Consider the following 23,492-nt stretch of genomic DNA (forward strand, 5'->3'; position numbering starts at 1 on the left):
CTGCTTTGGGCCGGACGCGCTGGCGCTCGCCGTCTCCGGCCGCTACGGGGAGCGCCTGCCCCCGGTTTCGCCCGAGGATCATGACCGACCGACCGATCGCCTTCGATCTCACGCGCCTCGTCACGCGCCTGCGCCACGCCAGCCCCTCGGGCATCGATCGCGTCGATCTCGCCTACGCCCGCGCTTTCCTCGGTCGTGACCGAACCGGCTTCGGCGTCGTCTCCACGGCGTTCGGGCCGCGGGTCCTCGACCGCGACCGGTCCCTCGCCATCGTCGAGGCTGTGGCGGCCGGCTGGGTCGAGGACCGGGAGGCGCAGGCGGATCCGATCTACCGCCGCTTGGCTTCGCGCTGCGGCGCAGCCGGGCTCGACTCGGCGTCTGAGGCCTCGGGTCGGCGGACTGGCACCCATGCGCGGCGCCGGATCCAGGCCCGGACGGCGGCCGATATCGTGCTGCGCGGCCGTCCGGTGGCCGCGCTCCCCCGCGACACGCTCTACCTCCACACCTCGCACCTGCGCCTCGACGATCCCCGGCGCTTCGACTGGCTCTACACGCGCCGGGACGTACGCGCCGCCTTCTTCGTCCACGACCTCATCCCGATCACCCATCCCGAATACGGCCGCGCCGGCGAGGCCGAGCGCCACAGGGCGCGCCTGCGCACCATCGGGCGGCACGCCGCTGCGATCCTGGCGAACTCGGACGATACCGGCTGGCGCACCCTCGAACACCTGGCCGCCGAAGGCTTCGGCCGGCCGCCGGTGGCGGTGGGCCATCTCGGCGTCGAGGCCGCCTTCGGGCGCGCGGGGCCGCGGTTCCGGCCCGACCGGCCGACCTTCCTGGTGTGCGGCACGATCGAGTCGCGCAAGAACCACCTGCTGCTGTTCCAGATCTGGCGGCTCCTGGCCGAGCGCCACGGCGCCGCCGCGCCGCGCCTCGTCGTGGTCGGGCGCCGCGGCTGGGAGGCCGAGAGCGCCATCGACATGCTGGAGCGGTGCCCCGGCGTGCGCGCCCACGTGATCGAGGCCACGGGGCTGTCCACCCACGGCCTTGCGGCGCTGATGCGCAGCTGCACGGCGCTGCTGATGCCGTCGTTCACGGAGGGCTACGGGATCCCGCTGGTCGAGGCTGCGGCCTCCGGGCTGCCGGTGGTGGCCTCCGACATCCCCGTCCATCGGGAGATCGCCGACGGCTTCGCCCTGTTCCGCGATCCCCTCGACGGTCCGGGCTGGCTCGCGGCGATCGAGGCGCTGGCCGCTCCGGCCTCGCCGCTGCGGCGGGACCTGGCCGCCCGACTCGACGCCTACGTGCCGCCGGACTGGACGGCCCATTTCGACGCGGTCGGACCGACCCTGGCGGCGCTCTGACCATGGCCCGAGTTGCGCCGCCCCGGCCCGATCAATAAGGAAAAGCGTCGGTCTGCGAGGCGGATGCAGCCTGTCGGCCGAACAATCTCGGGTGGAACGGAGATCCTGCCGATGCAGGTGGTCGACCTCGATCGTGATACGGTCAAGCGCGGGCTCGATGACGGTACGATGCTGATCATCGATGTACGCGAACCGCACGAATACAGCGCTGGACATATTCCTGGCGCCGTCTCGCATCCGCTCTCCGAATTCGATCCGGAGGCCGTGGCTGCCCTCGTGGCCGAGGACGGGCGGCAGCCCGTCTTCTCCTGCGCCTCGGGAGTGCGTTCGGTCCACGCGCTGATCGCGGCGCAGAATGCCGGCCTCGACATCACCCGCCACTACAAGGGCGGCTTCAAGGACTGGTACGGGGCGGGGGAAACGATCGCGTAGCGGCCGGATCAATCCGGACTGCGCTGCCGTCATGTGCGCTCGCGCACAAGCAACATCGTTGCCCGCGGGTTACGGCGCGTCTGCGGCGGAACTATCGTCAAGCTCGGCGCGACCCTCGGTCGGCCAATGGACAGCAGGACCCGATGCGCAGCCGGCTTACCAGCCTCCTCACCGTTCTCTCAGGACTGGCCGCCGGCCTCGCCGCAGGTCCGCTCGCGACGCCCGCGCACGCCCAGGCCCCGGGTGGTCCACCGCCGAAGGTCACCGTGGCGAAGCCGGTGGTGCGTCAGATCGTCGAGCAGGACCAATATACCGGCCGCTTCGACCCGATCGAGTACGTCGAGGTCCGTGCGCGGGTCACCGGGTACCTGGAGAAGATCAACTTCACCGACGGCCAGACGGTGAAGAAGGGCGACGTCCTGTTCGTCATCGACCGGCGGCCCTACAAGGCCGCGCTGGAGCAGGCCCAGGCGGCGCTGACTTCGGCCAAGGCGCGCCAGTCGTTCTCGCAGACCGACCTGGAGCGCGCGCAGACCCTTTCGAAGAGCGGAAACATCTCCGAGCAGGTGACCGACCAGCGCCGGCAGGCCTCGCAGACCGCCCAAGCGGATGTCGACAGCGCCCAGGCCGCGCTGAACAATGCCCAGCTCAACTTCGATTTCAGCGAGGTGAAGGCGCCGATCAACGGCCGGATCAGCCGGCGGCTGGTCACGGAGGGCAACATCGTCAGCGCCGACCAGACGATGCTGACGACGATCGTGTCGCTCGACCCGATCTATTTTAGCTTCACGGTCGATGAGAAGGCGTTCCTGAAATATCAGACCAGCCTCGGCATCGGCATGGGCCAGACCCAGCAGGGCAAGGGCGTGCCGATCCTGATCTCGCTCTCGGGCGAGGCGAAACCGACCCGCAAGGGCACCCTCGACTTCGTGGACAACCGGGTCGACACCGCCACCGGCACGATTCTGCTGCGGGCCACGGTGCCGAACGGCGACCTGTTCATCAAGCCCGGCCTGTTCGGCATCGTGTCGATGCCCGCCACCAAGCCGTTCCAGGGGGTGATGATTCCCGACGAGGCGGTGGCCGCCAACCAGGACAAGCGGATCGTCTATCTGGTCGGCGCCGACAACGTCATCCAGCAGAAGGACGTGGTGCTCGGGCCGAAGGTCGACGGCTACCGGGTGATTCAGTCCGGGCTGAAGGGCGACGAGACGGTGGTGGTCAACGGTATCGCCCGGGTCCGGCCCGGCGCGAAGGTGACCCCCGAGACCGTCGAGCTGCCCCCGAGCAAGACGTGAGCCCGACGGGCTCGCCGCGACTGCCTACGAGCGCGCCGCACGGCGCGCGCCGCACCGATGACGCAGGGCCCCGGCCGGGTGACCGGCGGGCCTCAGAGGTTTGACCGATGCGTTTCGCCCACTTCTTCGTCGACAGGCCGATCTTCGCGTCGGTCACGTCGATCGTCTTCCTGATCCTCGGCTTCGTGGCCTACGAGACCCTGCCGGTCTCGCAGTACCCTGAGATCGTGCCGCCGACCGTGACCGTGCGCGCCTCCTATCCGGGCGCCAACGCCGAGACCGTCGCCGCCACGATCGCGACGCCGATCGAGCAGGAGGTCAACGGCGTCGACAACATGCTGTACATGACGTCGTTGTCGACCAACGACGGCAACATGCTGCTGACCGTGACCTTCAAGGTCGGCACCAACCTCGATATCGCCAACGTGCTGGTGCAGAACCGCCTTTCGGTCGCCCAGCCGCGCCTGCCGCCGGACGTGCGCAACCTCGGCGTCACCGTGCGCAAGGCCTCGCCCGACCTGATGCTGGTCGTGCACCTGCTCTCGCCCAACAAGACCTACGACCAGAATTACCTCGCCAACTACATCTACCTGAACATCCGCGACGAGCTGCTGCGCCTCGACGGCGTCGGCGACATCACGATCTTCGGCGGTAACGAATACGCCGAGCGGATCTGGGTCGATCCCAACAAGCTCGCCGCCTACGGCCTTTCGGTGACCGACGTCACCACGGCGCTGCAGGAGCAGAACGTCCAGGTGGCGGCCGGCCAGCTCAACGGCCCCCCGGCGGCACCCAGCGAGGCGTTCCAGCTCGTCGTGCAGTCGCAGGCGCGATTCAAGACGCCCGAGCAGTTCGCCGAGGTGATCATCAAGGCGCAGGACGGGCGCCTCGTCCGGGTGAAGGACATCGCCCGCGTCGAGATGGGCCAGAAGGATTACACGACCAACTCCTACCTCAACGACACGCCGGCGGTGGGCATCGGCGCCTTCCAGCGGCCGGGCACAAACGCGCTCGACGCGGCGACCTCGGTCAAGAAGGTGATGGAGACGGTCAAGAAGAACTTCCCGCCGGACGTCGAGTACCGGATCGCCTACAACCCGACCGAGTTCATCGAGGAGTCGATCCAGGAGGTCTACAAGACCCTGTTCGAGGCGGTCGGCTTGGTCGTCATCGTGGTGCTGGTGTTTCTCCAGAGCTGGCGGACCGCCCTGATCCCGGTGATCGCGATTCCGGTGTCGCTAATCGGTACCTTCGCGGCGATGGCGGCCTTCGGCTTCTCGCTCAACAACCTAACCCTGTTCGGGCTGGTGCTGGCCATCGGCATCGTGGTCGACGACGCCATCGTGGTGGTGGAGAACGTCGAGCGCAACATGGCCGAGGGGCTCTCCCCCGGCGACGCCGCCCACAAGACCATGGACGAGGTTGGCGGCGCGGTCATCGCCATCGCGCTGGTGCTCGCCGCGGTGTTCGTGCCGACCGCGTTCATCCCGGGCATCTCGGGCCAGTTCTACAAGCAGTTCGCGCTGACCATCGCGGCCTCGACGCTGATCTCGGCCTTCAATTCGCTGACCCTGTCGCCGGCGCTCTGCAAGCTGCTGCTCGTGCCGCACCACGCCCGCAAGGAGCCGAAGTTCTTCCTGACGCGGTTCGTGGCCTGGCTGGCCAACGGCTTTAACCGCGCCTTCGATGCCACGTCGAACGCCTACGGCCGGGCCATTCGCGTCCTCACCGGCGGGATCGTCGGCATCGGCGTGATGCTGCTGGTCTATGCCGCCGTGATCGCCGGCACCCTGCACCTCGCGCAGACCACGCCCACGGGCTTCATCCCGGACCAGGACCAGGGCTACCTGATCGGCGTCGTGCAGCTCCCCTCCGGCGCCTCCCTCGACCGCACCACGGAGGTGATCCTGCGGGCCGCCAAGCAGGCCAGGACGGTGCCCGGCGTCGCCAACGCGGTGATCATCGCGGGCTTCGACGGGGCGACCTTCACCAACACCACCAATGCCGGCGTGATGTTCCTCACCCTCACGGGGGCCAAGGAACGCGCCGGTCAGGGGCGCAGTGCCGGGGTGATCACCGGCGAGGTGCTCAAGGCCACCGCGGACATCCAGGAGGCGCGGGTGATCGTCATTCCGCCGCCGCCCGTCCGCGGCCTCGGCAATGGCGGCGGCTTCAAGATGCAGATCGAGAGCCGCCAATCCTCGGATATCGGGCCACTGATGGCGGCGGCCGGCGAGGTGATCGGTCAGGCCAACCAGAGCGCCGATGTCCAGCGCGTCTTCACGACCTTCGACAACTCGACGCCTCAGCTCTTCCTCGACATCGACCGCACCATTGCGCGCATGCTGAACGTGCCGCTGGCCAACGTGTTCTCGTCGGTCCAGGCCGATCTCGGCGGCACCTACGTCAACGACTTCAACACCCTGGGCCGGATCTACCAGGTGCGCCTGCAGGGCGACGCCGCCTTCCGCACCTCGATCCAGGACATCTCGCAGATCAAGGTGCGCTCCTCGACCGGCGCGCTGGTTCCGATGGGCACGCTGGCCTCCGTGCGCGACGTGACCGGCCCGCAGATCGTGCAGCGGTTCAACCTGTACTACTCGGTCCCGGTACAGGGCGTGGCCAAGCCCGGCGTCTCCACCGGACAGGCCCTCGACGCCATGGAGGCGATTGCCAAGAAGGCCCTGCCCGACGGCTTCGCCTACGACTGGACCGAGATCGCCTTCCAGCAGAAGGCCGCGAGCGGCACCGCCGGCGCCGTGTTCGCGCTGGGCGTGCTGCTTGTCTTCCTGGTGCTGGCCGCGCAGTACGAATCCTGGGCGCTGCCGCTCGCGATCCTGCTGGTGGTGCCGACCGGCGTGCTGGCCGCGCTGGCGGGCGTGCAGTTCCGGGGGCAGGACAACAACATCCTGACCCAGATCGGCCTGATCGTGCTGATCGGCTTAGCTGCCAAGAACGCGATCCTGATCGTGGAATTCGCGCACGACATCGAGCAGCGCGAGCACCGCGGCCCCGTGGAGGCGGCGGTGGAAGCCTGCCGCCTGCGCCTGCGCCCGATCCTGATGACCGCCTTCGCGTTCATCCTCGGCACCCTGCCGCTGGTGATCGCCACCGGTCCCGGCGCCGAGATGCGCCAGGCGCTCGGCACCGCGGTGTTCTTCGGGATGATCGGTGCGACCTTCTTCGGCCTGTTCCTGACCCCGGTCTTCTATGTGGTGATCCGGCACCTCTCGAACTGGCTCGGCCGGTTCCGCAAGAAGCACACGCATGGGGATCACGGGGACGCCGCGCCCGCCCACGGCTGATACGCCGTTCGCAGCCGCGCCGGATCCGTGGGGATCGGGCGCGGCACGCGCGCGACGGACGGGCCCGCCGGGTGTACAGGCTCGGACCATGCACGCCCTCGGCCGCCTGTTCCTCGGGGCCTTCGCCCTCCTCCTCGCCGTCCCGGCGGGCTTCGCCGTCCTGGCCCTGGCGCTCCTCGTCGACCCGACCGCACAGGCATGGCTGACCGGCGGGGCGCTCGCCGGGCTCGACATGGCCCTGTCCGACATCTCCGCGGGCCTGCCGCCGGAGTCGCTTGCGCTGCTGATCGCCGGCCTCGCCAAGGCGCTGTTCGTGCTGCTGGTCGTGCCCCCGGCGCTCATCGGCCTCGGCGGCGAGATCCTCGGGCGGCGCGGCCTCCTGTGGTACGGTGCCGGCTGCGGGGCGCTGACGGCCGCCCTCCCCTGGTTTGCCCGGGGCGCGACGCGGTCCGGGGAGGCCGGCCTCGACCCGAATCGCCTGGCCGCTGAGGCGCGACTGACCCTGATCCTGTTCGTCGCCGGAGCCTGCGCCGGCCTGGTCTACTGGCTGGTCGCCGGTCGCGGGGCCGGTCCCGCCCGGGACGACCGCCCGGCCGGGGCCGCGTGAGACGCACCGGCGCCGGGCGCCCTTGGCCCCGGGCGTCCGGGCGCGCTACAGGGAGGCCGCCACCCCTCGGATTCCGATGCTCGCCCTGCGCTCCCTCGCCTTCAACATCTGCTTCTACGCCGTCACGACCGTCCTGGCGGTCGCCGGCCTGCCGACGCTGATCTCCGGGCGGGCGGTGCTGGGGCTGGCGCGCCTCTGGGGACGGATCACCCTGTGGCTGCTGCGGGTGGTCGCTGGCACGCGGGTCGAGTTCCGAGGCCTTGAGAACATCCCGGAGGGGCCGCTCCTCGTCGCGGCCAAACACCAATCGGCGTTGGAAACCCTGGCGCTAGGCACGGTGCTGCCGAACTTCGCCTACATCCTGAAACGGGAGCTGTTGTTCATCCCGCTGATCGGCTGGTACCTGTCGCGCAGCGGCATGGTGGCGATCGACCGGTCCAAGGGCAACCGGGCCATGAGCCTGATGAACGCCGCCGCCGGGGAGGCGATCCGCCAGGGCCGCCAGCTGATCATCTTCCCGGAGGGGACCCGCCGTCCGGCGGGGGCGCCGCCGGCCTACAAGCAGGGCCTGTCGCACCTCTACACGGCCCTGCAGGTCCCCTGCCTTCCCGTGGCCCTGAACACCGGCCTGTTCTGGCCGCGCAACAGCGTCGTCCGCCGACCCGGCACCGCGGTCATCGCGTTCCTGCCGACCATTCCCCCGGGCCTGTCCCGGCAGGAATTCCAAGCCCTCGCGCAGGAGCGCCTGGAGGCGGCCTCGAACGCCCTCGTGGAGGGCGGCCTCGGCGGATCGGCCGCTGCCGGCCAGCCGATTCCGGCCACCGAGGTCCGCGCGGTGGCGGCGCGGCGCCACTGAAGTCCCGCCTGCACCGGCGTACAGGAACGCTCACGCACGGGCGGTGCAGGCTTGTGGATAACGGGTACAGATCCCATTTTCCGACCTAACGACGTCGTCCTTGACGGCTGTGGATAGACCGCGCTAGGTTGGAACAAATGGCGAACAGAAGAGCCCTGTCCTGGTCGGCCGCGCTCCGCGACCTGAAGGACGATCGCAGTCGGAGGCAGGATGTGCGCGAAGAACGTCTCAAGACGACAGCCGGCCTGCGCGGCACGCCCGCGCTTCCGCTCTCGGCCTGGCGCGGCCGCTCCGGCCGTCGCTACGTGGTCGGGGTTCATCCGGCCGGGGGGTTCGACCTCGACGAGATGGCGCAGGCCGTGGTGATCGCGGTGCGCCGCGATGCGTCCGGGATCGCCGAGATGCTGTCGGTCGCCACCTCGAAGGAGAGCCCGCGCGACCATCTCCGCCGGACCTGGCTGGAACGTGTCCGGCACGGCGGCGCCACCGAGATGCATGTGCATCGCCTCGCCGAGAACGAGGCCGAGCGGGTGGCGATCGTGGCGGACCTGCGGGTGGATACGGCGGAACCGGCTCAGGTCTGAGCCGGAAAACCCGAGTCTTCGCGCGGTCCGGTTCGGGCAACCATCGAACGGGAAAGCCGCCGCCCCAGTTTCGCCCCTTGCATGGCTTCAAGCCGGGGTCGGAATGCCCCGCCGGGACTGGGGTGCGGAGCGAAACGCATGGCGCAGGATCGGACGCGGCCGGAGAGCGCGGCACAGACGCCCCCGGGGCGGGTCGCGGGTCGGTCGCGGCGTGGGCTGTTCCTGCCCTACATCCTCCTCGCCCTCGTGGTGGTCGCGTGGTCGATCGGCTGGGTCTGGATCCGTAGCCGGGCGGCCAGTGAGATCGATGGCTGGATGGCGCTGGAGGCAGCCGCAGGCCGCAACTGGGCCTGCGCCGACCGGTCGCTGACCGGGTACCCCTTCCGCATCGAGCTGCGCTGCAGCACCGTGACCCTGGAGCGATCGGACGGTCGCTTCCGTCTGGGGCCGAGCACCGCGGTGGCGCAGGTCTATCAGCCGCGTCTCGTCGTGTTCGAGAGCGCCGGTCCGTTCCATGTCGAGCAGGGCGCCCTGGTCGGTGACGCCGCCTGGCGCGCCCTGCAGGGCAGCTTCCACGGTGCCTCGGACGGGTTCACCCGGGCCTCGGTGGTGATCGACGATCCGACGGTCACCGTCGCGGGTGCCGATCCGGGACCCATCGCCATCTCGGGCCAGCATCTGGAACTGCATGCCCGGCCCGATCCCGGCCGCTACGCGTCCGAGGGCGCGGTGGATGTCAGCCTGCGCCTCGCGCAGGCCGCGGTTCCGCAGCTCGACGCCCTCACCGGCACCCAGGATCCGGCCGACCTCGCCCTCGACGCGACGCTGGCCCAGGCCACCGTGCTGCGCACCGGGCCGCTGCCCCGGGAGCTGGAGCGCTGGCGTCAGGCCGGCGGCACCCTGGACATCATGGCCCTGTCCCTGGCCAAGGGGCCGCAGCGCGTCCAGGCGAAGGGCACGCTGGCCCTCGATACCGCCCACCGGCCGGCGGGCCAGATTGACCTGCGGGCGGCCGGGATCGATGCGCTCGTCGGCAATCTCGTCGGCCAGCGCTTCGGTTCGGACCGGGGCGCCCTGGTCGGCCAGCTCGTCGGCGGCCTCCTGGGGCTGAGCCGGCGCCCGCAGCCGGATGCGCAGGCCGACGCGGTGCCGCTGAAGGACCTGCCCCCGCTCCGCCTCGTCGACGGCAAGCTCGTCTTCAGCGGCTTCCCGATCCCGAATGTCCACGTGCCGGCGCTGTATTGACGCCGGCGCGCGCGCGTCGGGCGGGATCATGCGCTATAAGGTGCCGATGGCCTCCGAGACCGTCATCCCGCCCCGCATCAAGATCTGCGGGCTGAGCACCGAGGACACCGTCGATGCCGCCTTAGGGGCGGGCGCGGACTGGATCGGCCTGGTCCATTTCCCGCGCAGCCCCCGCCATGTGGACCTCGCGCGGGCCGCCGCCCTGTCGGCCCGCGCCCGGGGGCGGGCCGAGCGCGTGGTGCTGCTGGTCGATCCGGACGACGTCATCCTGATTCGCGCGGTCGAGGTCGTGGATCCGGACCTGATCCAGTTGCATGGGCGTGAGAGTCCCGAGCGGGTCGCGGCGATCCGCACCCTGACCGGGCGTCCGGTGATGAAGGCGATCGGCGTCGCGACGGCCGCGGATCTCGCGCCGCTGGCCGCCTACGCGGCCGTGGCCGACCGGATCCTCCTGGATGCCAAGGCGCCCCCCGGGGCGATCCTGCCGGGCGGCAATGGCCGGCGCTTCGATTGGACGATCCTCGCCGGCCTGGACTTGCCGCGGGGCACGATGCTGTCGGGGGGGCTCGACGCCGCCAACGTCGCCGAGGCCCTGGCCTGTACCGGCCTCGGCGCCGTCGATGTCTCTTCGGGGGTTGAATCGGAGCCCGGCGTCAAGGATCCGGAGCGGATCGCAGCCTTCGTGGCGGCCGCGCGGGCGGCGCGCTGACCTTACCGCGGCGCGGGCAGCGCCGCACGGCCGGTATTCGGCACGGTGTAGGGGCCCGGCACTTCGCTCTCCGGCGCGTAGGCCCGTAGCCGTGACGCCTCGCGCTCGTAGCGCACAGCCTCCCGGCGGTGATGACGGGCCCGGGCCCGGGTCCTGCCTTGGCCCAGCCACGTGAAGATGCCGCCGACGACGATCCCCAGCGCAACCGCGCCGAATAGGATCGCGTAGAGCGGCAGGTCGACGCTGAACACCGGCGCGTCTGCGTTGAACGGATCGAAGGAGAGCCGGACCGGCGCACGGTTGGCGACCGCAAGCAGGATCACCAGAGCGGCGACCGGCAGCAGCACGAGGCTCTTCAGAAAACGGATCATCGCGCTCACAGCTCTCTTCCTACTCCGCGGCCGAGGCGCTCTCGCCGATGCCCGCCGCATTGAGGCGCTGGCGCATCTCCTTGCCGGTCTTGAACACGGGGATCGCCTTCTCGGACACGGCAACGGCCGCCCCCGTCCGCGGGTTGCGTCCCCGGCGCGCCTCGCGGCGCTTCACCGAGAAGGCCCCGAAGCCGCGAAGCTCCACCCGGTCGCCGCGGGCCAGTGCGTCGGAGATGGTATCGAGGATCGCGTTGACCAGGATCTCCACGTCACGCTGGTAGAGATGCGGGTTCTGCTCGGCGATCTTGAGGACGAGCTCCGACTTGATCATGGCGCCTAATCTTCTCGCGGGATCGGGGCGGGCTTCGTGCGGCGGCCCGGTCAGGGTTCCGGGTGCCACAGGGCGAGGAGCCCGCCGCGGGCAGCCTCCGCCTCCGCTCCGACACTCCTCAACCGCGCCGCGACGCTGTCGAAACCGAGGAGATCCGCCCCGAGGCCGGCAGCGGACCAGAGCGAGAACCCGCTCTCCGTTGCGGGCTTCCAGTCCTTGACCGGGAGATCCTTCGGGACGCCCTTGGTGCCCTCCAGCCACGCCACCGCCTGGCGCTCGCTGCCGAGTTCATCGACGAGCTTCAGCGGCACGCTCTGGCGCCCGCTGAACACCCGTCCGTCCGAGACCGCCGCGACCTGGCCGGCATCCATGCCCCGGCGCTCGGCGACGAGGCCCTTGAACCAGGCATAGGTGTCTCCGACCACCGCGGCCAGGGCGGCGCGCGCCTCCGGCGTGGTCGGGGTAAAGCCCGAGGGCTCGGCCTTCAGGGGCGACGACTTCACCGACTCGACCTTGACGCCGACCTTGTCGAGGAGGCCCGAGAGATCCGGATATTGGAACAGCACGCCGATGGAGCCGACGAGGCTCGTCTCGCGCGCGACGATATGGTCGGCCGCGATGGCGGTGATGTAGGCGCCCGAGGCCGCGGTGCCGTCCACGAAGGCGACCAGCGGCTTCTTGGCGGCGAGCGCCCGCAGGTTGCGGAAGATCTCTTCCGAGCCCGTGGTGGTGCCGCCCGGCGAATTGATCGAGACGATCACGCCCTTCACGGCATCCGCTTCGCCGACGCGCTTCATCAGCTTGGCGGTCGACTCGCTGCCGGCGATGAAACCCGAGACCGAGATTCGGGCGATCTGCGGCTGCACGGCGAAGCCGCCTTCCGTACCGGTCCGCACCCGGTAACCGAGGGCGCCGACCGCCACGATCAGGCCGCCGATTCCGAGGACGCGCCAGAGGGACAACCCGCGGCGGAGGCGCCGCCGGTCAATCAGCAGTTCGGCGTCGGCTGCCATGCTCACGCTTCCCCTTGCCTGCCCGGACCGGCCCCGTGACGGGGTGCGGAGGCGAGGCTCCGCGCCGGGCAAGTCCTTGGTTTCCTTTGCCTCGCGCGGCCGGAGCCGTACGAGGCCGGTGTTCTAGAGCATTTTCCGCAGGCCTGGATATGGGCCGCGCGAAGAAAATGCGGCACCCGGCCCCGGCCGTCGAGCCAGCCTGGTCTTACGTGGCCTGCAGCGTCGCGTTTCCGGACAAGGGGCAGATCAAAATGTCGATCGCCGCCCTACGGCCGATCGAATGCGACGCCGACGTGAGCAATCCGCACGAAACTAAAGTGTAACCAGAATCGTCAGCGTCTATCGCAGCACGACACCGCATCCGAGGGATTGATAACGGTCAGGCCGTCTGCCTCGAACGGACCGGTGTCGCGGGTGGCCACCATCATGCCGCGTGCAGCGTCCGTGGCGGCGCTAGAGCCGTCCGCCCGGTGAGGGCTCTGCCGGCCGCCCTCGCCCGTGCCTGAGCGCGGCATAAGCCTGGGACGGGCCCAGATCGGAGGACAGGATCCGCCGCGAGAAGGCGGGCAGGACCTCGCGTTCCAGGCGCTCCTGATCGATCGCGCGCCGTCGGCCGTCCGGCATCGCCGCAGGGCCGAAGCGCAGTGCAGCCATGGTGATCGTGGACGGGTAGAGGGTTTCGATCTTCTGCCCATCGATCCAGGCGACCACCCTGGGATCCGGTTCGACCTTCCAGGGCTCGCAAATCACGCTGGCATCGAGGACGATCATTCAAAGCGCATCGGTCCGACCGCCGTTTGATCGCGCACCGCTCTGAAATGCTTCGCTTCGGTCATTCCAACGGCTTCGCGCGCGATGGACACCAGCAGCGACCCTAGCTTCAGACGACCGTCAGGCTTGGCAACCTGCTCGAGAAGACTGCGAATTTCCGCCCCTGTGCTGCGACCGTGCAGAGCGGCCCGGGTACGAAGGGCGCGATGCACCGCCCCGGGAACATTGCGGATCGTGATGGACGGCATCGATCCAACCTCCGGGCCCGGACGGTAATGATTGCAGTTTTCTACTGTGCGATCACGTCAGGCGATCGATCTGGGAGGGAGCGGATCAGGCCCTCCGAGCGAAGCGGCAGCCGCACGAAACGCACGAAAAAGCCCGCGCGGGACAGGTGTCCCGCACGGGCTCTTCTGGATCCTTCCGAAGCTGCCGCCCGGCCGAGCCGGGCGGCGAGACTGTCGGTCTCAATCGTCGTCGGAGCGCTTCTTGTTGAAGGCCGCGCCGAGGATGTCGCCGAGCGAGGCGCCCGAATCGGCGGAGCCGAACTGGGCCATCGCCTCCTTTTCCTCGGCCACTTCCAGGGCCTTGATCGAGACCTGGACGCGGTGGGCCTTGCGGTCGAACTGCACGACCCGGGCGTCGAACTTCTCGCCGGCGGCGAAACGCTCGGGGCGCTGGTCGCCGCGGTCGCGGGCGAGTTCGGCGCGGCGGACGAAGGTGGTCATGTCGGTGTCGACGATCTTCACCTCGACGCCGGCATCCTTCACCTCGATCACCTCGCAGGTGACGATCTGGCCCTTCTTGATCTCGCCGGCCTCGGCGAAGGGGTCACCGCCGAGCTGCTTCACGCCCAGCGAGATCCGCTCCTTCTCGACGTCGACGTCGAGGACCTGGGCGCGGACCATGTCGCCCTTCTTGAACTCCTCGATGACCTGCTCGCCGGGACGGTTCCAGTCGAGATCCGACAGGTGGACCATGCCGTCGACATCGCCCTCGAGGCCGATGAACAGGCCGAACTCGGTCTTGTTCTTGACCTCGCCCTCGACCTCGGACCCGACCGGGTGCTTCTCGGAGAAGGCCTCCCACGGGTTCTGCAGGGTCTGCTTGAGGCCCAAGGAGATGCGGCGCTTGACAGGATCGACCTCCAGGATCTGGACCTCGACCTCCTGGGAGGTGGAGACGATCTTGCCCGGATGGACGTTCTTCTTGGTCCAGCTCATCTCGGAGACGTGGATCAGGCCCTCGATCCCCGGCTCCAGCTCCACGAAGGCGCCGTAATCGGTGATGTTGGTCACCCGGCCCTTGAGCTTGGCGCCCTCCGGGTAGCGGGCGGCGATGCCCTCCCACGGATCGGCCAGAAGCTGCTTGATGCCGAGCGAAATGCGGTGCGTCTCGTGGTTGATCTTGATGATCTTGACCTTGACCGTCTGGCCGATGGTCACGACCTCGGACGGGTGGTTCACGCGGCGCCACGCCATGTCGGTGACGTGCAGCAGGCCGTCGATGCCGCCGAGATCGACGAAGGCGCCGTACTCGGTGATGTTCTTGACGACGCCGTCGATGACCTGACCCTCTTCGAGGTTGGCCACCAGCTCCGAGCGCTGCTCGGCGCGGCTCTCTTCGAGCACGGTCCGGCGCGACACGACGATGTTGCCGCGGCGGCGATCCATCTTGAGGATCTGGAACGGCTGCGGGGTGCCGAGCAGCGGGGTGACGTCGCGGACCGGGCGGATGTCGACCTGCGAGCGCGGCAGGAACGCCACGGCGCCGTCGAGGTCGACGGTGTAGCCGCCCTTGACCTGGTTGAAGATCGTGCCGGTGACGCGGTCGTTGTTCTCGAACGACTTCTCGAGCTTGACCCAGCTCTCCTCGCGGCGCGCCTTGTCGCGCGAGATGACGGCCTCGCCGAGCGCGTTCTCGATCCGGTCGACGTAGACCTCGACCTCGTCGCCGACCTTCAGCTCGCCTTCCCGGCCGGGGCCGGTGAATTCCTTGAGTGCGACACGGCCCTCCGTCTTGGCGCCGATGTCGATGACGGCCACGTCCTTCTCGATCGCGACGACGCGACCCTTGACGACGGACCCTTCGGTGATCTCGTGCTCGAGGAAGCTCTCCTCGAGGAGTGCGGCGAAATCGTCGCGGCTCGGGCTATGCCCCAGAGCGGTACCTGCGGTCATTCCATCTCCTGAACGGCCTCCCTCGGAGGCCCGTTGCGCCGGCGGCTCGCGTTGCAGACACCCCCGTCCGCCGCGGCCACCCCCTGCATTTTCCGGGAGAGGCGACCGGTCCCAAAAGAACCGGCTTGCCGACGCGTCGATACGGATGACGAGGACGGTCTGTCCGGCGGCTCAGCGGGCGCGCCAGAAGACGAGCGCGCGAGAGCGGGTCCGGAAAGACACCGGGTGCCTTACAGCAACAGTACCGGGACTTCAACCGAAGGCGGTTTCGCTGCCGCGGCGGGCGATGACGAAGCCGTGGCGGTCTTGCCGGCTGCCGCGGGAGCGCTGTACGACCTCGGGTCCTTGGAGGCATGGTCCGGACGCGGCGACACGCGCCCCCTGGACACGATCGCCCAGTCGAGGAAGGGTCGGCGCCGTCAGCGGCTTGCCTGAGAGCCGGCGATCGGAGAACGAAACGTGCGTCGCTTCGATAGCAGTATGCACGTCTAAGGCATCAGAATACCCTGCGTCCCGCATCCCGGAAAATGGAAGGCTGAGCGTCCGATGCCCGCCGGATACAGCACGCCGATGGAGATGTTGGCACGGAAACTCGACAGCAGCGGGCGCCTGGGGGAGGCCGAGCGGGCCGCGGTCCTGAACCTGCGCCATAGCATCCGGAGCCTGCCGGCCCGGCACGACATCGTCCGGTTCGGCGACCAGCCGAGCCAATGCTGCCTCGTGCTCCAGGGCTGGGTGTCGCGCTATGCCGCCCTGTCGGAGGGGGGGCGGCAGATCCTGTCGTTCTATGTCGCCGGCGACATGCCCGATCTGCAGAGCCTGCACCTCCACCGGATGGACCATCACATCGCCAGCCTGACGTCCTGCACGATCGCGTTCATCGCGCACGACGCCCTGCACCGGGTCTTCCGGCGATACCCGACCCTCACCGGCGCGATGTGGCGCGAGACCTTGATCGATGCCGCGCATTATCGCGAACGGATTACGAGTCTCGGCCGGCGGCAGGCCCTCGGCCGGGTCGCCCACCTGTTCTGCGAACTCTATCTCCGTCAGCGCGCCGTGGGTCTAGCGAGCGGGCTGCGCTGTCCCATGGCGCCCAAGCAGGCGGAGATGGCCGACGCCTTGGGCCTCACCAGCGTCCACCTGAATCGGGTGCTGCGAACGTTGCGGACGCGCGGCCTCGTCAGCCTGAGCGGCGGTACGCTGACCATCGAGGACTGGGATGCGCTGGCGGCGGTTGCCGAGTTCGACCCGACCTTCCTGAATCTGGATCGCACCGTCGTGCCCGTCCGCGAGGCCGCCGACCCCGTCTGACGCAGCGCGGACCGCCTCAGGCAGCCCGGGCCAGCGTGTCGGCGGCGCCGGGGACCTCGTCCGTGTGGACGTCGAACCGCACCAGGGCCGCCGCGCCGAAGCTCGTCGTCAGGGCGCAATCGGTGGCGTCGCGTCCGCGGGCCATGACGATGCGGCCGATCCGGGGGCAGTTGTGGCGGGCGTCGAAGGTGTACCAGCGCGGTCCCCCGGGCCCGTCGAGGTAGACCTCGAACCAGGCAGAGAAATCCATCGGCGCCGGGTCCTTGGGCACGCCGATGTCGCCGAGATAGCCGGTGGCGTAGCGGGCCGGGATGTTCATGCACCGGCACAGGGTGATGGCGAGGTGGGCGAAGTCGCGGCAGACGCCCTCGCGCTGCATGAAGCCGTCATGGGCGGTGCGGGTGGCGTCGGCGCGCTGGTAGTCGAAGCGCAGGCGCTCGTGGGCGTAGTCGACGATCGCCTGGACCCGGGCCCAGCCCTCCGGGGTCGAGCCGAACAGCGACCAAGCGGTCTGCGAGAGCTTGTCGGTGTCGCAGTAGCGCGAGCCGAGCAGGAACATCAGCACCGCGTCCGGCAGATCCTGGACCGCGATCTGGCGCGCCTCCGGCACCACCGGGTCGGGCAGGCCGTCGTCGGCGATCGTGAAATCCGCCGCCATGGTGATCGGGCCGCCGGGGGCGACGATGCGCGTGCACAGGTTGCCGAAGGCGTCGATGTGCTGGTGGGCCGGAACCGGGGGATCGAAGGTGATGACCTCCGGCGTGACCAGATCGCCCTGGCGCTCCGGACGCACGTTCAGGAGCAGGTTCATCGGGGTCGGGCCGAAGGTGTCGAGGGTGATCGTGAAGCCGGTGCGGACGTGCATTGGGAAGGACCGTATCGAAGATCGGCGTGGGGCCGAGCGAAGGCGACGTGGACAGTACAGGCCCGTAAAAACTCGAATGTGGACCCGGTTCCACAGCGCGTTGTTGTTTCGGGCGTCGCGGTGCTCGAATATTCGGCATGGCGACGATGATGTCGGTCGCGCGCGCGGGCGCTTTCCCGGAGCCGGCCGCATACCGTTCGGGCGATCCTGGCCTGTTCCTGCGCCATGTTGCATCGCACAGGGCGCCCTCGTATCCCTGCGGGCCCTGCGCCGCGGTCGGCAGCCACTCGGCCGCCGCGACCCTTCGCCAGACGATCGATGCCGATGACGCCCGACAAGCTCTCCATGCCCAAGGACAAGATCCGGGTCCTGCTGCTCGAAGGCATCAACGACAGCGCGGTCGGGCTGATGCAGGCGGCCGGTTACACCAACCTGACCCGGCTCCCGAAGGCATTGGACCGGGAGGCCCTGCATGAGGCGCTGCAGGGCGTGCACATGGTGGGCATCCGCTCGCGCACGCAGCTCGACGCCGCGGCGTTCGAGGCGGCGGACCGGCTGCTGGCGGTGGGCTGCTTCTCGGTGGGCACCAACCAGGTGGACCTAGAGGCAGCGCGTCACCGGGGGATTCCGGTGTTCAACGCACCCTTCTCCAACACCCGCTCGGTGGCAGAGCTGACGATCGGCGAGATCGTGATGCTGCTGCGCCGGATCGTGCCGCGGTCCGTCGGCGCCCATGCGGGCCGGTGGGACAAGTCGGCTTTGGGCTCCCTCGAAGTCCGCGGCAAGACGCTCGGCATCGTCGGCTACGGCAATATCGGCACGCAGCTCTCGACGCTGGCTGAGGCCATGGGCATGCGCGTGCTGTTCTACGACCACACCGACAAGCTGCGCCACGGCAACACCGAGCCGACCAAGACCCTGCACGACCTGCTCGGCCAGTGCGACGTGGTCTCGCTGCACGTGCCCGAGACGGAGGCTACCGCCAACATGATCGGCGCGGCCGAGATCCGGGCGATGAAGCCCGGTGCCTTCCTGATCAACAACGCCCGCGGCACGGTGGTCGACCTCGACGCCCTGGCGGCGGCCCTGCGCGACGGCCACCTCAAGGGTGCGGCCATCGACGTCTTCCCGGTGGAGCCCGGCTCCAATGCCGAACCCTTCGTGAGCCCGCTCCAGGGGATCGAGAACGTGATCCTCACCCCGCATATCGGCGGCTCCACCGAGGAGGCCCAGGAGCGCATCGGCTCCGAGGTGGCGCGCAAGCTCGTGGATTACTCCGACATCGGCTCGACGGTCGGGGCGGTCAATTTCCCGCAGGTCCAGCTCCCCGCCCGGCCGACGGGCACGCGCTTCATCCACGTCCAGCGCAACCTGCCCGGCATGCTCGGCCGCCTGAACGACGTGTTCTCCCGCGGTCACGTCAACATCGCGGCGCAGTTCTACCAGACCGACGGCGAGGTTGGGTACGTGGTGCTGGAGACCGATGCCACCGATACGGATGCCGAATCGCTGCTCACGGAGATCCGGGCGATTCCGGGTACGATCCGGGCGCGGCTGCTCTACGAGCGGCGCTGAGCGCGGCTCACCACCGGGATCGGCGATATCGACGCCGCGGGTGTGAACGGTCGCCGTGTTGCAGCGTTCGTCTTGCGCGGCCACGCTGGCCGCTGTTCTAGTGACACGCGGCCGATACTGATCGAACGGTCGACCGGCGGAGGATTTGCGGTGACGAAGCGTGTTTGGTGCGCATGGCTCGGGCTGGCGCTCGGTCTCGCCGGGACGGCCTCGGCCCCCTCCGGCGCCTCGGCGGATTGCCTGCGCCGAGTCTACAACCGCTCGAATCTCGTCCTGGTGGCACGCCAGGACGGCGGGCCGCCGGCCATGCTGCTCCCGGGGCAATCCCTGCCGGTGCGCCTGTCACGGCCCGGACAGCTCGACCTCGCCGCCTATTGCGGTGTGCCGCAGGCCGGGGGTTCGCCGGTGACCCAGAGGACCTTCGACTACGAGGCCGTGCTCGACCGGTGCTTCGTGCGCTTCGGCGGCGACCTGTTCGTGCCGCAGATCGGACGGGGCTTCATCGGCCTGCAGGAGACCGCGCCGTTCACCGTCAACAACCCGCAGCAGGGCGACATCGTTCTGGGACCGATGGCGCAGCCCGCCTGCGCGGTGCCGGGGATCGTCCTCGACCGCCGGGGCTGAGCGTCAGAGGTAGTGACGGAACACGACGCGGCGATCCTCGACCGCCCCGGGCGATGGGGGCGTCGGCGGTCCGACGAGGGGGCTGAGGAGACGCAGGCCGATCAGGCCAAGGGCCGCGATCGCCGGGGCGACGAAGCGGAACGGGCGAACGAGCATGAGCGCCTCCATGGCGGGCTCGCGGGCCCAGGACATGTCCTGCAAGCAGCCCTGGCGCGCTCCATCATCATTGCACCCGCGCCCAGATCTGGACGTGCAAAAGCGCACATCGAACACCCCGGGCGGGCGACCGGGCTCGTCCAAGACGTGTTACGGCGGCGCGTTTGCGTCGGCGGCGTCGCTGGCATGTCGCGCCATGCCCTCCTATGCTGTCCGGATCGGGGGCCGCCCGCGACGGTGCGGCGAGAGCCGGGGCGGTGCTCCCGACAGGGAATCGATGGCGTGAACGAGGACGCGCGTATGCTGAGCCAGACAGGGAGCTCGATCATCCGAGGCGATCTCGGAGTCGAGGAGACGTTCGAATCCGACAACATCGTCCGCTGGGACGGCGAGAGGCTCTACGTGGAGCAGGACGTCTTTCACAACGGCCAGCTCGTCCATCGCAAGTACCGTCGCACCGTCACCGAATCCGTGGCCCGGGTCCTCTGGTCGATCATCAACCGCGCCAAGCAGTGACTCTCGTAGGGCGGCCTGCGCAGACCCGTCCGCAAGTCCAGCCGGCCAGACCTTTCAAGGTGTCGCGCGGCTTTGTTCGGACCATCCCCTGTCCCGGGCGCATAAAACGCCACCGGAATGCGCCCCGGCACCCAGCGCCGGACGTTGCGCTGCACCTATAAACCGCACGAAGCCCGTGCGGTCCGTGGCACCTCCGACCGGGCGGGCGGAATTAAGTGCCTGAACGGTTCGGCTCCGGGCGCGGCGGCTACGCGGCGGCCGCGGTCGGTGCTCCGACGAGGGCGAGCCGGGGCGGAGCCAGGGCATCGAGGCGGTCGTGCGCAGTGTCGAAGGCGGCCCGGATCGTGGTGGTCGCATCCTCGACGGCGACCAGCACCGCCAGCTTCTGGGCGCTGGCGCGATCGGCGATGCTGCGTGCGGCCGAGACCAGGGATTGTTCTAGATCGAGCAACTCCGTTTCCGCGTCCTCTCCGGCGTTGCGCGTGGCGGCCGCGAGGCGTTCAAGTACGGCCTGGAGGGCGTGACGCAAGACAAGAGTCCGTACACGCTCCTGGAGGAGCGCCCGTTCATCGATCTTCATCGGAATCAATCCGCGTCTGGGAACACGGTTAAGCTCTCACGTTTCCCCGGATCGTGCAGCCACTTTTTTGCAACAGCAAAATACAGTCTCGAGTCGGCCCGGATCTGGGCGAGCGGCCACCTGACCGTAAGATCCTCAGAAGAAAGCGTGCGGGCCCGTCGTGCGCGGCCGTCGCGGCGTCTCTGGCTCAGTACGGCGTCCCGCGCAGGCGCCGCTCGCGAAGGGCCTCGGCATACCACGCTAACTCGTCGAGAAACCGAGCGGCGGACGTGTCGAGCCACGGCGCGGTGGGTGTACCCTCGGGGTCGATCGCCGTCTGGAGCCGGGGGATAGGAAGGAGCGAGGGGATGCTGGGCATGCCCATCTCGGCGAGTATCGCCCGGAGCGGCATCGCCGCGCGGACGCCGCCGAACTGGCCGGCCGAGTAGCAGCAGATCGCCGACGGCCGCCAGAAATACTCTTCGAGGAAATAGTCCAGCGTATTCGAGAGCGCCGGCGGAACGCTGTGATTGTACTCGGCGGTGACCACCAGGAAGGCGTCGGACCGCCGATAGAGCGCGGCCAGCCGTTCGAGCGGTTCGGGAGCGGTGCCGGCCGGATACTCCTTGTACATCCGGTCAAGCAGCGGAAGCTTCAGCTCGGCCGGGTCGACCAGTGGAGCTTCATGCCCGCGCGCTTCCAGCCGCGCCGTCAGGAAACGGGCGGCCCGGATGCCGATGCGGTCGCTCCGGACGCTGCCGAGGATCACGGGCACGGTGAGGGACATGACGACCTCCGGTCGGATCGATCATGCCAGAGGACGGCCCGCCGCTCCAGGCGGCGCCTGCCGGAGGGCGGCTCAGGCCTTCGACGAACTCGTCAGCGCGGCGGCCGCGATTCCGATGGGACCGCCCGTGGCGTAGGCGGCGATGGCCTTCGTCACCTGCGTCAGCAGGGATTGCAGCCCGTCCCCGGATTCCATGCTCGCGGAGGATCCGGTGGCCGAAGCGGAGGCAGAGGTCGAGGTCGCGTCCGTGGCGGTGCCGGATTGCCCGACCTGCGCGTCATCCGAGTCGTCCGGCGGCGGGGCATGGTGGCCGTGATGGTGGTGGACGGGGGCCGCGCCGCTCGAGGCCTGGCTGGCATCAGCCGTGCCGGATGTCGCCGTGGTGCCGGATGTCGCCGTGGTGCTGGACGCGTCGCCGGTGTCCGCCGAGGACGTGACCCCGGTCTGGAGCCCCATCTGGCTGAAATCGGATTGCAGCTGCAGGAGCGACGCCATCAGGTCGCTGGACATGGCCGGCGTCGAGGCCGCGGTGCTCGTCTGCGTGGCGCTGCCGGTGCCCTGCGTCGTGCCGGCATCCTGGCTCGCCGTGCTGAACCCGCTGGCATCGACCTGCTGGGCGCCGGCGGCACGTGCCTGGCGCAGAGCGCTGACGAGATCCTGCTTGAGAGATGTGCCTGATACCGCGTTCACCGACATGACAAGCCCTCACGACGTTCCTGCCGTCAGGTCAGGCACGGTGCGTTCCAGAATTCTCCCAATGATATCAAGGGCGCGCCCGCGCGCTATGCGGGCAGGATCGGCCGCGCGGCAAATTCTGCCGGCTCGAACGACCCCCATCGAATCTGACGGAGCGCTAGGAGAACCCCAACCGCGCGCGGATCTGTGCGGGTGTCACACCGGCCTGCCGCAGATCGGCCAGCGACTGCGAGCCCCGCGACTTGGCGAGCTTCTCGCCGCCGGCGTCGCGGAGCAGCGCATGGTGCCGGTAGCGCGGGGTCGGCAGGCCGAGCAGCGTCTGGAGGAGCACGTGGAGGTCGGTGGCTGCCTCCAGGTCGCGGCCGCGGACCACGTGGGTGATCTCTTCCCGCGCGTCGTCGTGGACCACGGCGAGGTGGTAGCTCGTCGGGACGTCGCGCCGGGCGATCACCACGTCGCCCCAGCGGGCGGGATCGGCGGCGACGGGGCGCGCACCGGTCGCGTCGAAGGCGACGTATCCGTGCGTCGCGCCGGCCTGGCGCAGGGCCGCCGCCATGTCGAGGCGCCAGGTATGCGGCCAATCCCGGGCGCGATGCTCCGCCGCGACCGCCGGGTCGAGGCCGCGGCACGTGCCGGGATAGAGCGGCACGCCGTCCGGATCGCAGGCAGTCCCGGCGCCTGCCCGGACCTGCGCGCGGGAACAGAAGCAGGGATAGGCGAGGCCGCGGTCGATCAGGCCGTCGCGGGCGACGCGGTAGGCGTCCATGTGGGCGGATTGGTGCCGCACCGGCTCGGGATAGGTCAGGCCGAGCCAGGCCAGGTCCGCGACGATCGCGTCGATCAGAGCGGCCTTCGAGCGCTGGGGATCGATGTCCTCGATTCGCAGGCGGCAGAGGCCGCCCATGCGGTCGGCGAGGTCGGCATTGAGCAGGGCCGAATAGGCGTGGCCGAGATGGAGCCGCCCGTTCGGGCTCGGCGCGAAGCGGAGGACCGGCGCCCCCGAACTCACCCGTCGCCGCGGCGCAGGCAGTGCGGCACGCCGGGCTGGCAGGCGATGCCCGGGAGCGAGCAGGCCGGTCCCTCTGCGAGGCGCTGGCAGACCCGGCAGCCGTCGCTCCATTCGAGGCAGGCCGGATCCTCGGCGACCGGCCGCGGGGCCGCCCCGTGGCGGGCCGGCAGCAACGCGCCCAGGAGAACGGTCGCGACGACGAGCGCCACGGTTCCCCAGGCGGCGAGCACGCCGCTCGACGAGCGCGGTTCGGACGACGAGGGAGCGGCTGACGACATGGCGTCCTGTTGGCGTGGGAGGGGCCGGCCTGTCAACGCGGGTGCGG

25 protein-coding genes and 1 pseudogene are annotated in these 23,492 nt (G+C 69.6%); 13 read left to right on the forward strand and 13 right to left on the reverse strand.

Annotation, left to right across the window (positions count from 1 at the left end):
• The first annotated feature begins 80 nt into the window (after positions 1-80).
• From AC3IF1_RS23135 to AC3IF1_RS23175, 9 genes are all read left to right on the forward strand, one after another.
• Positions 81-1,364, forward strand: a complete 1,284-nt coding sequence (locus AC3IF1_RS23135; RefSeq protein ID WP_489219513.1) for a glycosyltransferase family 4 protein — start codon at positions 81-83, stop codon at positions 1,362-1,364.
• A 111-nt stretch (positions 1,365-1,475) separates the two neighbouring features.
• Positions 1,476-1,796: a rhodanese-like domain-containing protein gene (locus AC3IF1_RS23140; RefSeq protein ID WP_243970643.1), complete on the forward strand. Its 321-nt coding sequence runs from the start codon at positions 1,476-1,478 to the stop codon at positions 1,794-1,796.
• A 143-nt stretch (positions 1,797-1,939) separates the two neighbouring features.
• Positions 1,940-3,094, forward strand: coding sequence for an efflux RND transporter periplasmic adaptor subunit (locus tag AC3IF1_RS23145; protein ID WP_489219514.1), 1,155 nt, complete (start codon positions 1,940-1,942; stop codon positions 3,092-3,094).
• Between the two features lie 107 nt (positions 3,095-3,201).
• Positions 3,202-6,399 carry an efflux RND transporter permease subunit gene (locus tag AC3IF1_RS23150; RefSeq protein ID WP_243970640.1) on the forward strand — a complete coding sequence of 1,066 codons (3,198 nt, stop codon included), beginning with the start codon at positions 3,202-3,204 and terminating at the stop codon, positions 6,397-6,399.
• Positions 6,400-6,487: 88 nt separating this feature from the next.
• The gene (locus tag AC3IF1_RS23155) at positions 6,488-7,006 is read left to right on the forward strand and encodes a hypothetical protein (protein WP_243970638.1); all 519 of its coding nucleotides are present in this window, start codon (positions 6,488-6,490) and stop codon (positions 7,004-7,006) included.
• A gap of 76 nt (positions 7,007-7,082) precedes the next feature.
• Complete coding sequence (locus AC3IF1_RS23160) at positions 7,083-7,862, forward strand: lysophospholipid acyltransferase family protein (RefSeq protein WP_489219515.1); 780 nt, start codon at positions 7,083-7,085, stop codon at positions 7,860-7,862.
• Between the two features lie 137 nt (positions 7,863-7,999).
• Positions 8,000-8,446 carry a hypothetical protein gene (locus AC3IF1_RS23165; protein ID WP_489219516.1) on the forward strand — a complete coding sequence of 149 codons (447 nt, stop codon included), beginning with the start codon at positions 8,000-8,002 and terminating at the stop codon, positions 8,444-8,446.
• A gap of 138 nt (positions 8,447-8,584) precedes the next feature.
• A complete protein-coding gene (locus AC3IF1_RS23170; protein ID WP_489219517.1) occupies positions 8,585-9,691 on the forward strand; it encodes a DUF2125 domain-containing protein in 1,107 nt (368 codons plus the stop codon).
• Between the two features lie 28 nt (positions 9,692-9,719).
• The gene (locus AC3IF1_RS23175) at positions 9,720-10,400 is read left to right on the forward strand and encodes a phosphoribosylanthranilate isomerase (RefSeq protein ID WP_489219518.1); all 681 of its coding nucleotides are present in this window, start codon (positions 9,720-9,722) and stop codon (positions 10,398-10,400) included.
• Between the two features lie 2 nt (positions 10,401-10,402).
• Here the strand turns inward: AC3IF1_RS23175 and AC3IF1_RS23180 are convergent, their stop codons facing one another.
• From AC3IF1_RS23180 to rpsA, 6 genes and pseudogenes are all read right to left on the reverse strand, one after another.
• Complete coding sequence (locus AC3IF1_RS23180; RefSeq protein ID WP_489220451.1) at positions 10,403-10,771, reverse strand: lipopolysaccharide assembly protein LapA domain-containing protein; 369 nt, start codon at positions 10,769-10,771, stop codon at positions 10,403-10,405.
• Between the two features lie 19 nt (positions 10,772-10,790).
• Positions 10,791-11,102, reverse strand: a complete 312-nt coding sequence (locus AC3IF1_RS23185; RefSeq protein ID WP_091785957.1) for an integration host factor subunit beta — start codon at positions 11,100-11,102, stop codon at positions 10,791-10,793.
• 50 nt (positions 11,103-11,152) lie between these two features.
• Positions 11,153-12,115, reverse strand: coding sequence for a signal peptide peptidase SppA (gene sppA / locus AC3IF1_RS23190; RefSeq protein WP_489219519.1), 963 nt, complete (start codon positions 12,113-12,115; stop codon positions 11,153-11,155).
• A gap of 332 nt (positions 12,116-12,447) precedes the next feature.
• Positions 12,448-12,886 (reverse strand): annotated as a pseudogene (locus AC3IF1_RS23195) (PIN domain-containing protein).
• Positions 12,883-13,134, reverse strand: coding sequence for a FitA-like ribbon-helix-helix domain-containing protein (locus AC3IF1_RS23200; RefSeq protein ID WP_489219520.1), 252 nt, complete (start codon positions 13,132-13,134; stop codon positions 12,883-12,885). Before AC3IF1_RS23200 ends, AC3IF1_RS23195 begins: the two are co-directional and overlap by 4 nt.
• A gap of 219 nt (positions 13,135-13,353) precedes the next feature.
• Positions 13,354-15,066 (reverse strand): 30S ribosomal protein S1, encoded by a 1,713-nt coding sequence (gene rpsA / locus AC3IF1_RS23205; RefSeq protein WP_243970625.1) that lies wholly within the window; start codon positions 15,064-15,066, stop codon positions 13,354-13,356.
• A 546-nt stretch (positions 15,067-15,612) separates the two neighbouring features.
• Here rpsA and AC3IF1_RS23210 point away from each other — a divergent pair.
• On the forward strand, positions 15,613-16,380 hold the full coding sequence (locus AC3IF1_RS23210; protein ID WP_489219521.1) for a Crp/Fnr family transcriptional regulator: 768 nt from the start codon (positions 15,613-15,615) through the stop codon (positions 16,378-16,380).
• A 16-nt stretch (positions 16,381-16,396) separates the two neighbouring features.
• Here AC3IF1_RS23210 and AC3IF1_RS23215 read toward each other — a convergent pair whose 3' ends face one another.
• Positions 16,397-17,245, reverse strand: a complete 849-nt coding sequence (locus AC3IF1_RS23215) for a transglutaminase-like domain-containing protein (protein WP_489219522.1) — start codon at positions 17,243-17,245, stop codon at positions 16,397-16,399.
• Between the two features lie 324 nt (positions 17,246-17,569).
• On the opposite strand from AC3IF1_RS23215, the gene serA reads away from it, so the two are divergent.
• Together serA and AC3IF1_RS23225 are read left to right on the forward strand one after the other, a co-directional pair.
• Positions 17,570-18,820 carry a phosphoglycerate dehydrogenase gene (serA, locus tag AC3IF1_RS23220; RefSeq protein WP_489219523.1) on the forward strand — a complete coding sequence of 417 codons (1,251 nt, stop codon included), beginning with the start codon at positions 17,570-17,572 and terminating at the stop codon, positions 18,818-18,820.
• A gap of 150 nt (positions 18,821-18,970) precedes the next feature.
• Entirely contained in the window at positions 18,971-19,444 is a 474-nt protein-coding gene (locus tag AC3IF1_RS23225; protein WP_243972665.1) for a hypothetical protein, read from the forward strand.
• 3 nt (positions 19,445-19,447) lie between these two features.
• Here AC3IF1_RS23225 and AC3IF1_RS23230 read toward each other — a convergent pair whose 3' ends face one another.
• Positions 19,448-19,645: a hypothetical protein gene (locus AC3IF1_RS23230; protein WP_243972667.1), complete on the reverse strand. Its 198-nt coding sequence runs from the start codon at positions 19,643-19,645 to the stop codon at positions 19,448-19,450.
• A 255-nt stretch (positions 19,646-19,900) separates the two neighbouring features.
• On the opposite strand from AC3IF1_RS23230, the gene AC3IF1_RS23235 reads away from it, so the two are divergent.
• Positions 19,901-20,116 carry a hypothetical protein gene (locus AC3IF1_RS23235; protein ID WP_243972669.1) on the forward strand — a complete coding sequence of 72 codons (216 nt, stop codon included), beginning with the start codon at positions 19,901-19,903 and terminating at the stop codon, positions 20,114-20,116.
• Positions 20,117-20,363: 247 nt separating this feature from the next.
• Here AC3IF1_RS23235 and AC3IF1_RS23240 read toward each other — a convergent pair whose 3' ends face one another.
• The 5 genes from AC3IF1_RS23240 to AC3IF1_RS23260 all read right to left on the reverse strand — a co-directional run bounded on the left by AC3IF1_RS23240 (position 20,364) and on the right by AC3IF1_RS23260 (position 23,445).
• The gene (locus AC3IF1_RS23240; RefSeq protein ID WP_489219524.1) at positions 20,364-20,696 is read right to left on the reverse strand and encodes a hypothetical protein; all 333 of its coding nucleotides are present in this window, start codon (positions 20,694-20,696) and stop codon (positions 20,364-20,366) included.
• 187 nt (positions 20,697-20,883) lie between these two features.
• Positions 20,884-21,462, reverse strand: coding sequence for an NADPH-dependent FMN reductase (locus tag AC3IF1_RS23245; protein WP_243973593.1), 579 nt, complete (start codon positions 21,460-21,462; stop codon positions 20,884-20,886).
• Between the two features lie 72 nt (positions 21,463-21,534).
• The gene (locus AC3IF1_RS23250; RefSeq protein ID WP_489219525.1) at positions 21,535-22,158 is read right to left on the reverse strand and encodes a cell wall anchor protein; all 624 of its coding nucleotides are present in this window, start codon (positions 22,156-22,158) and stop codon (positions 21,535-21,537) included.
• Positions 22,159-22,315: 157 nt separating this feature from the next.
• The gene (gene gluQRS / locus AC3IF1_RS23255; protein WP_489219526.1) at positions 22,316-23,167 is read right to left on the reverse strand and encodes a tRNA glutamyl-Q(34) synthetase GluQRS; all 852 of its coding nucleotides are present in this window, start codon (positions 23,165-23,167) and stop codon (positions 22,316-22,318) included.
• Positions 23,164-23,445 carry a hypothetical protein gene (locus AC3IF1_RS23260; protein ID WP_243973590.1) on the reverse strand — a complete coding sequence of 94 codons (282 nt, stop codon included), beginning with the start codon at positions 23,443-23,445 and terminating at the stop codon, positions 23,164-23,166. Before AC3IF1_RS23260 ends, gluQRS begins: the two co-directional genes overlap by 4 nt.
• Between the last annotated feature and the right edge of the window lie 47 nt (positions 23,446-23,492).

Source organism: Methylobacterium sp. E-012 (assembly GCF_057836545.1).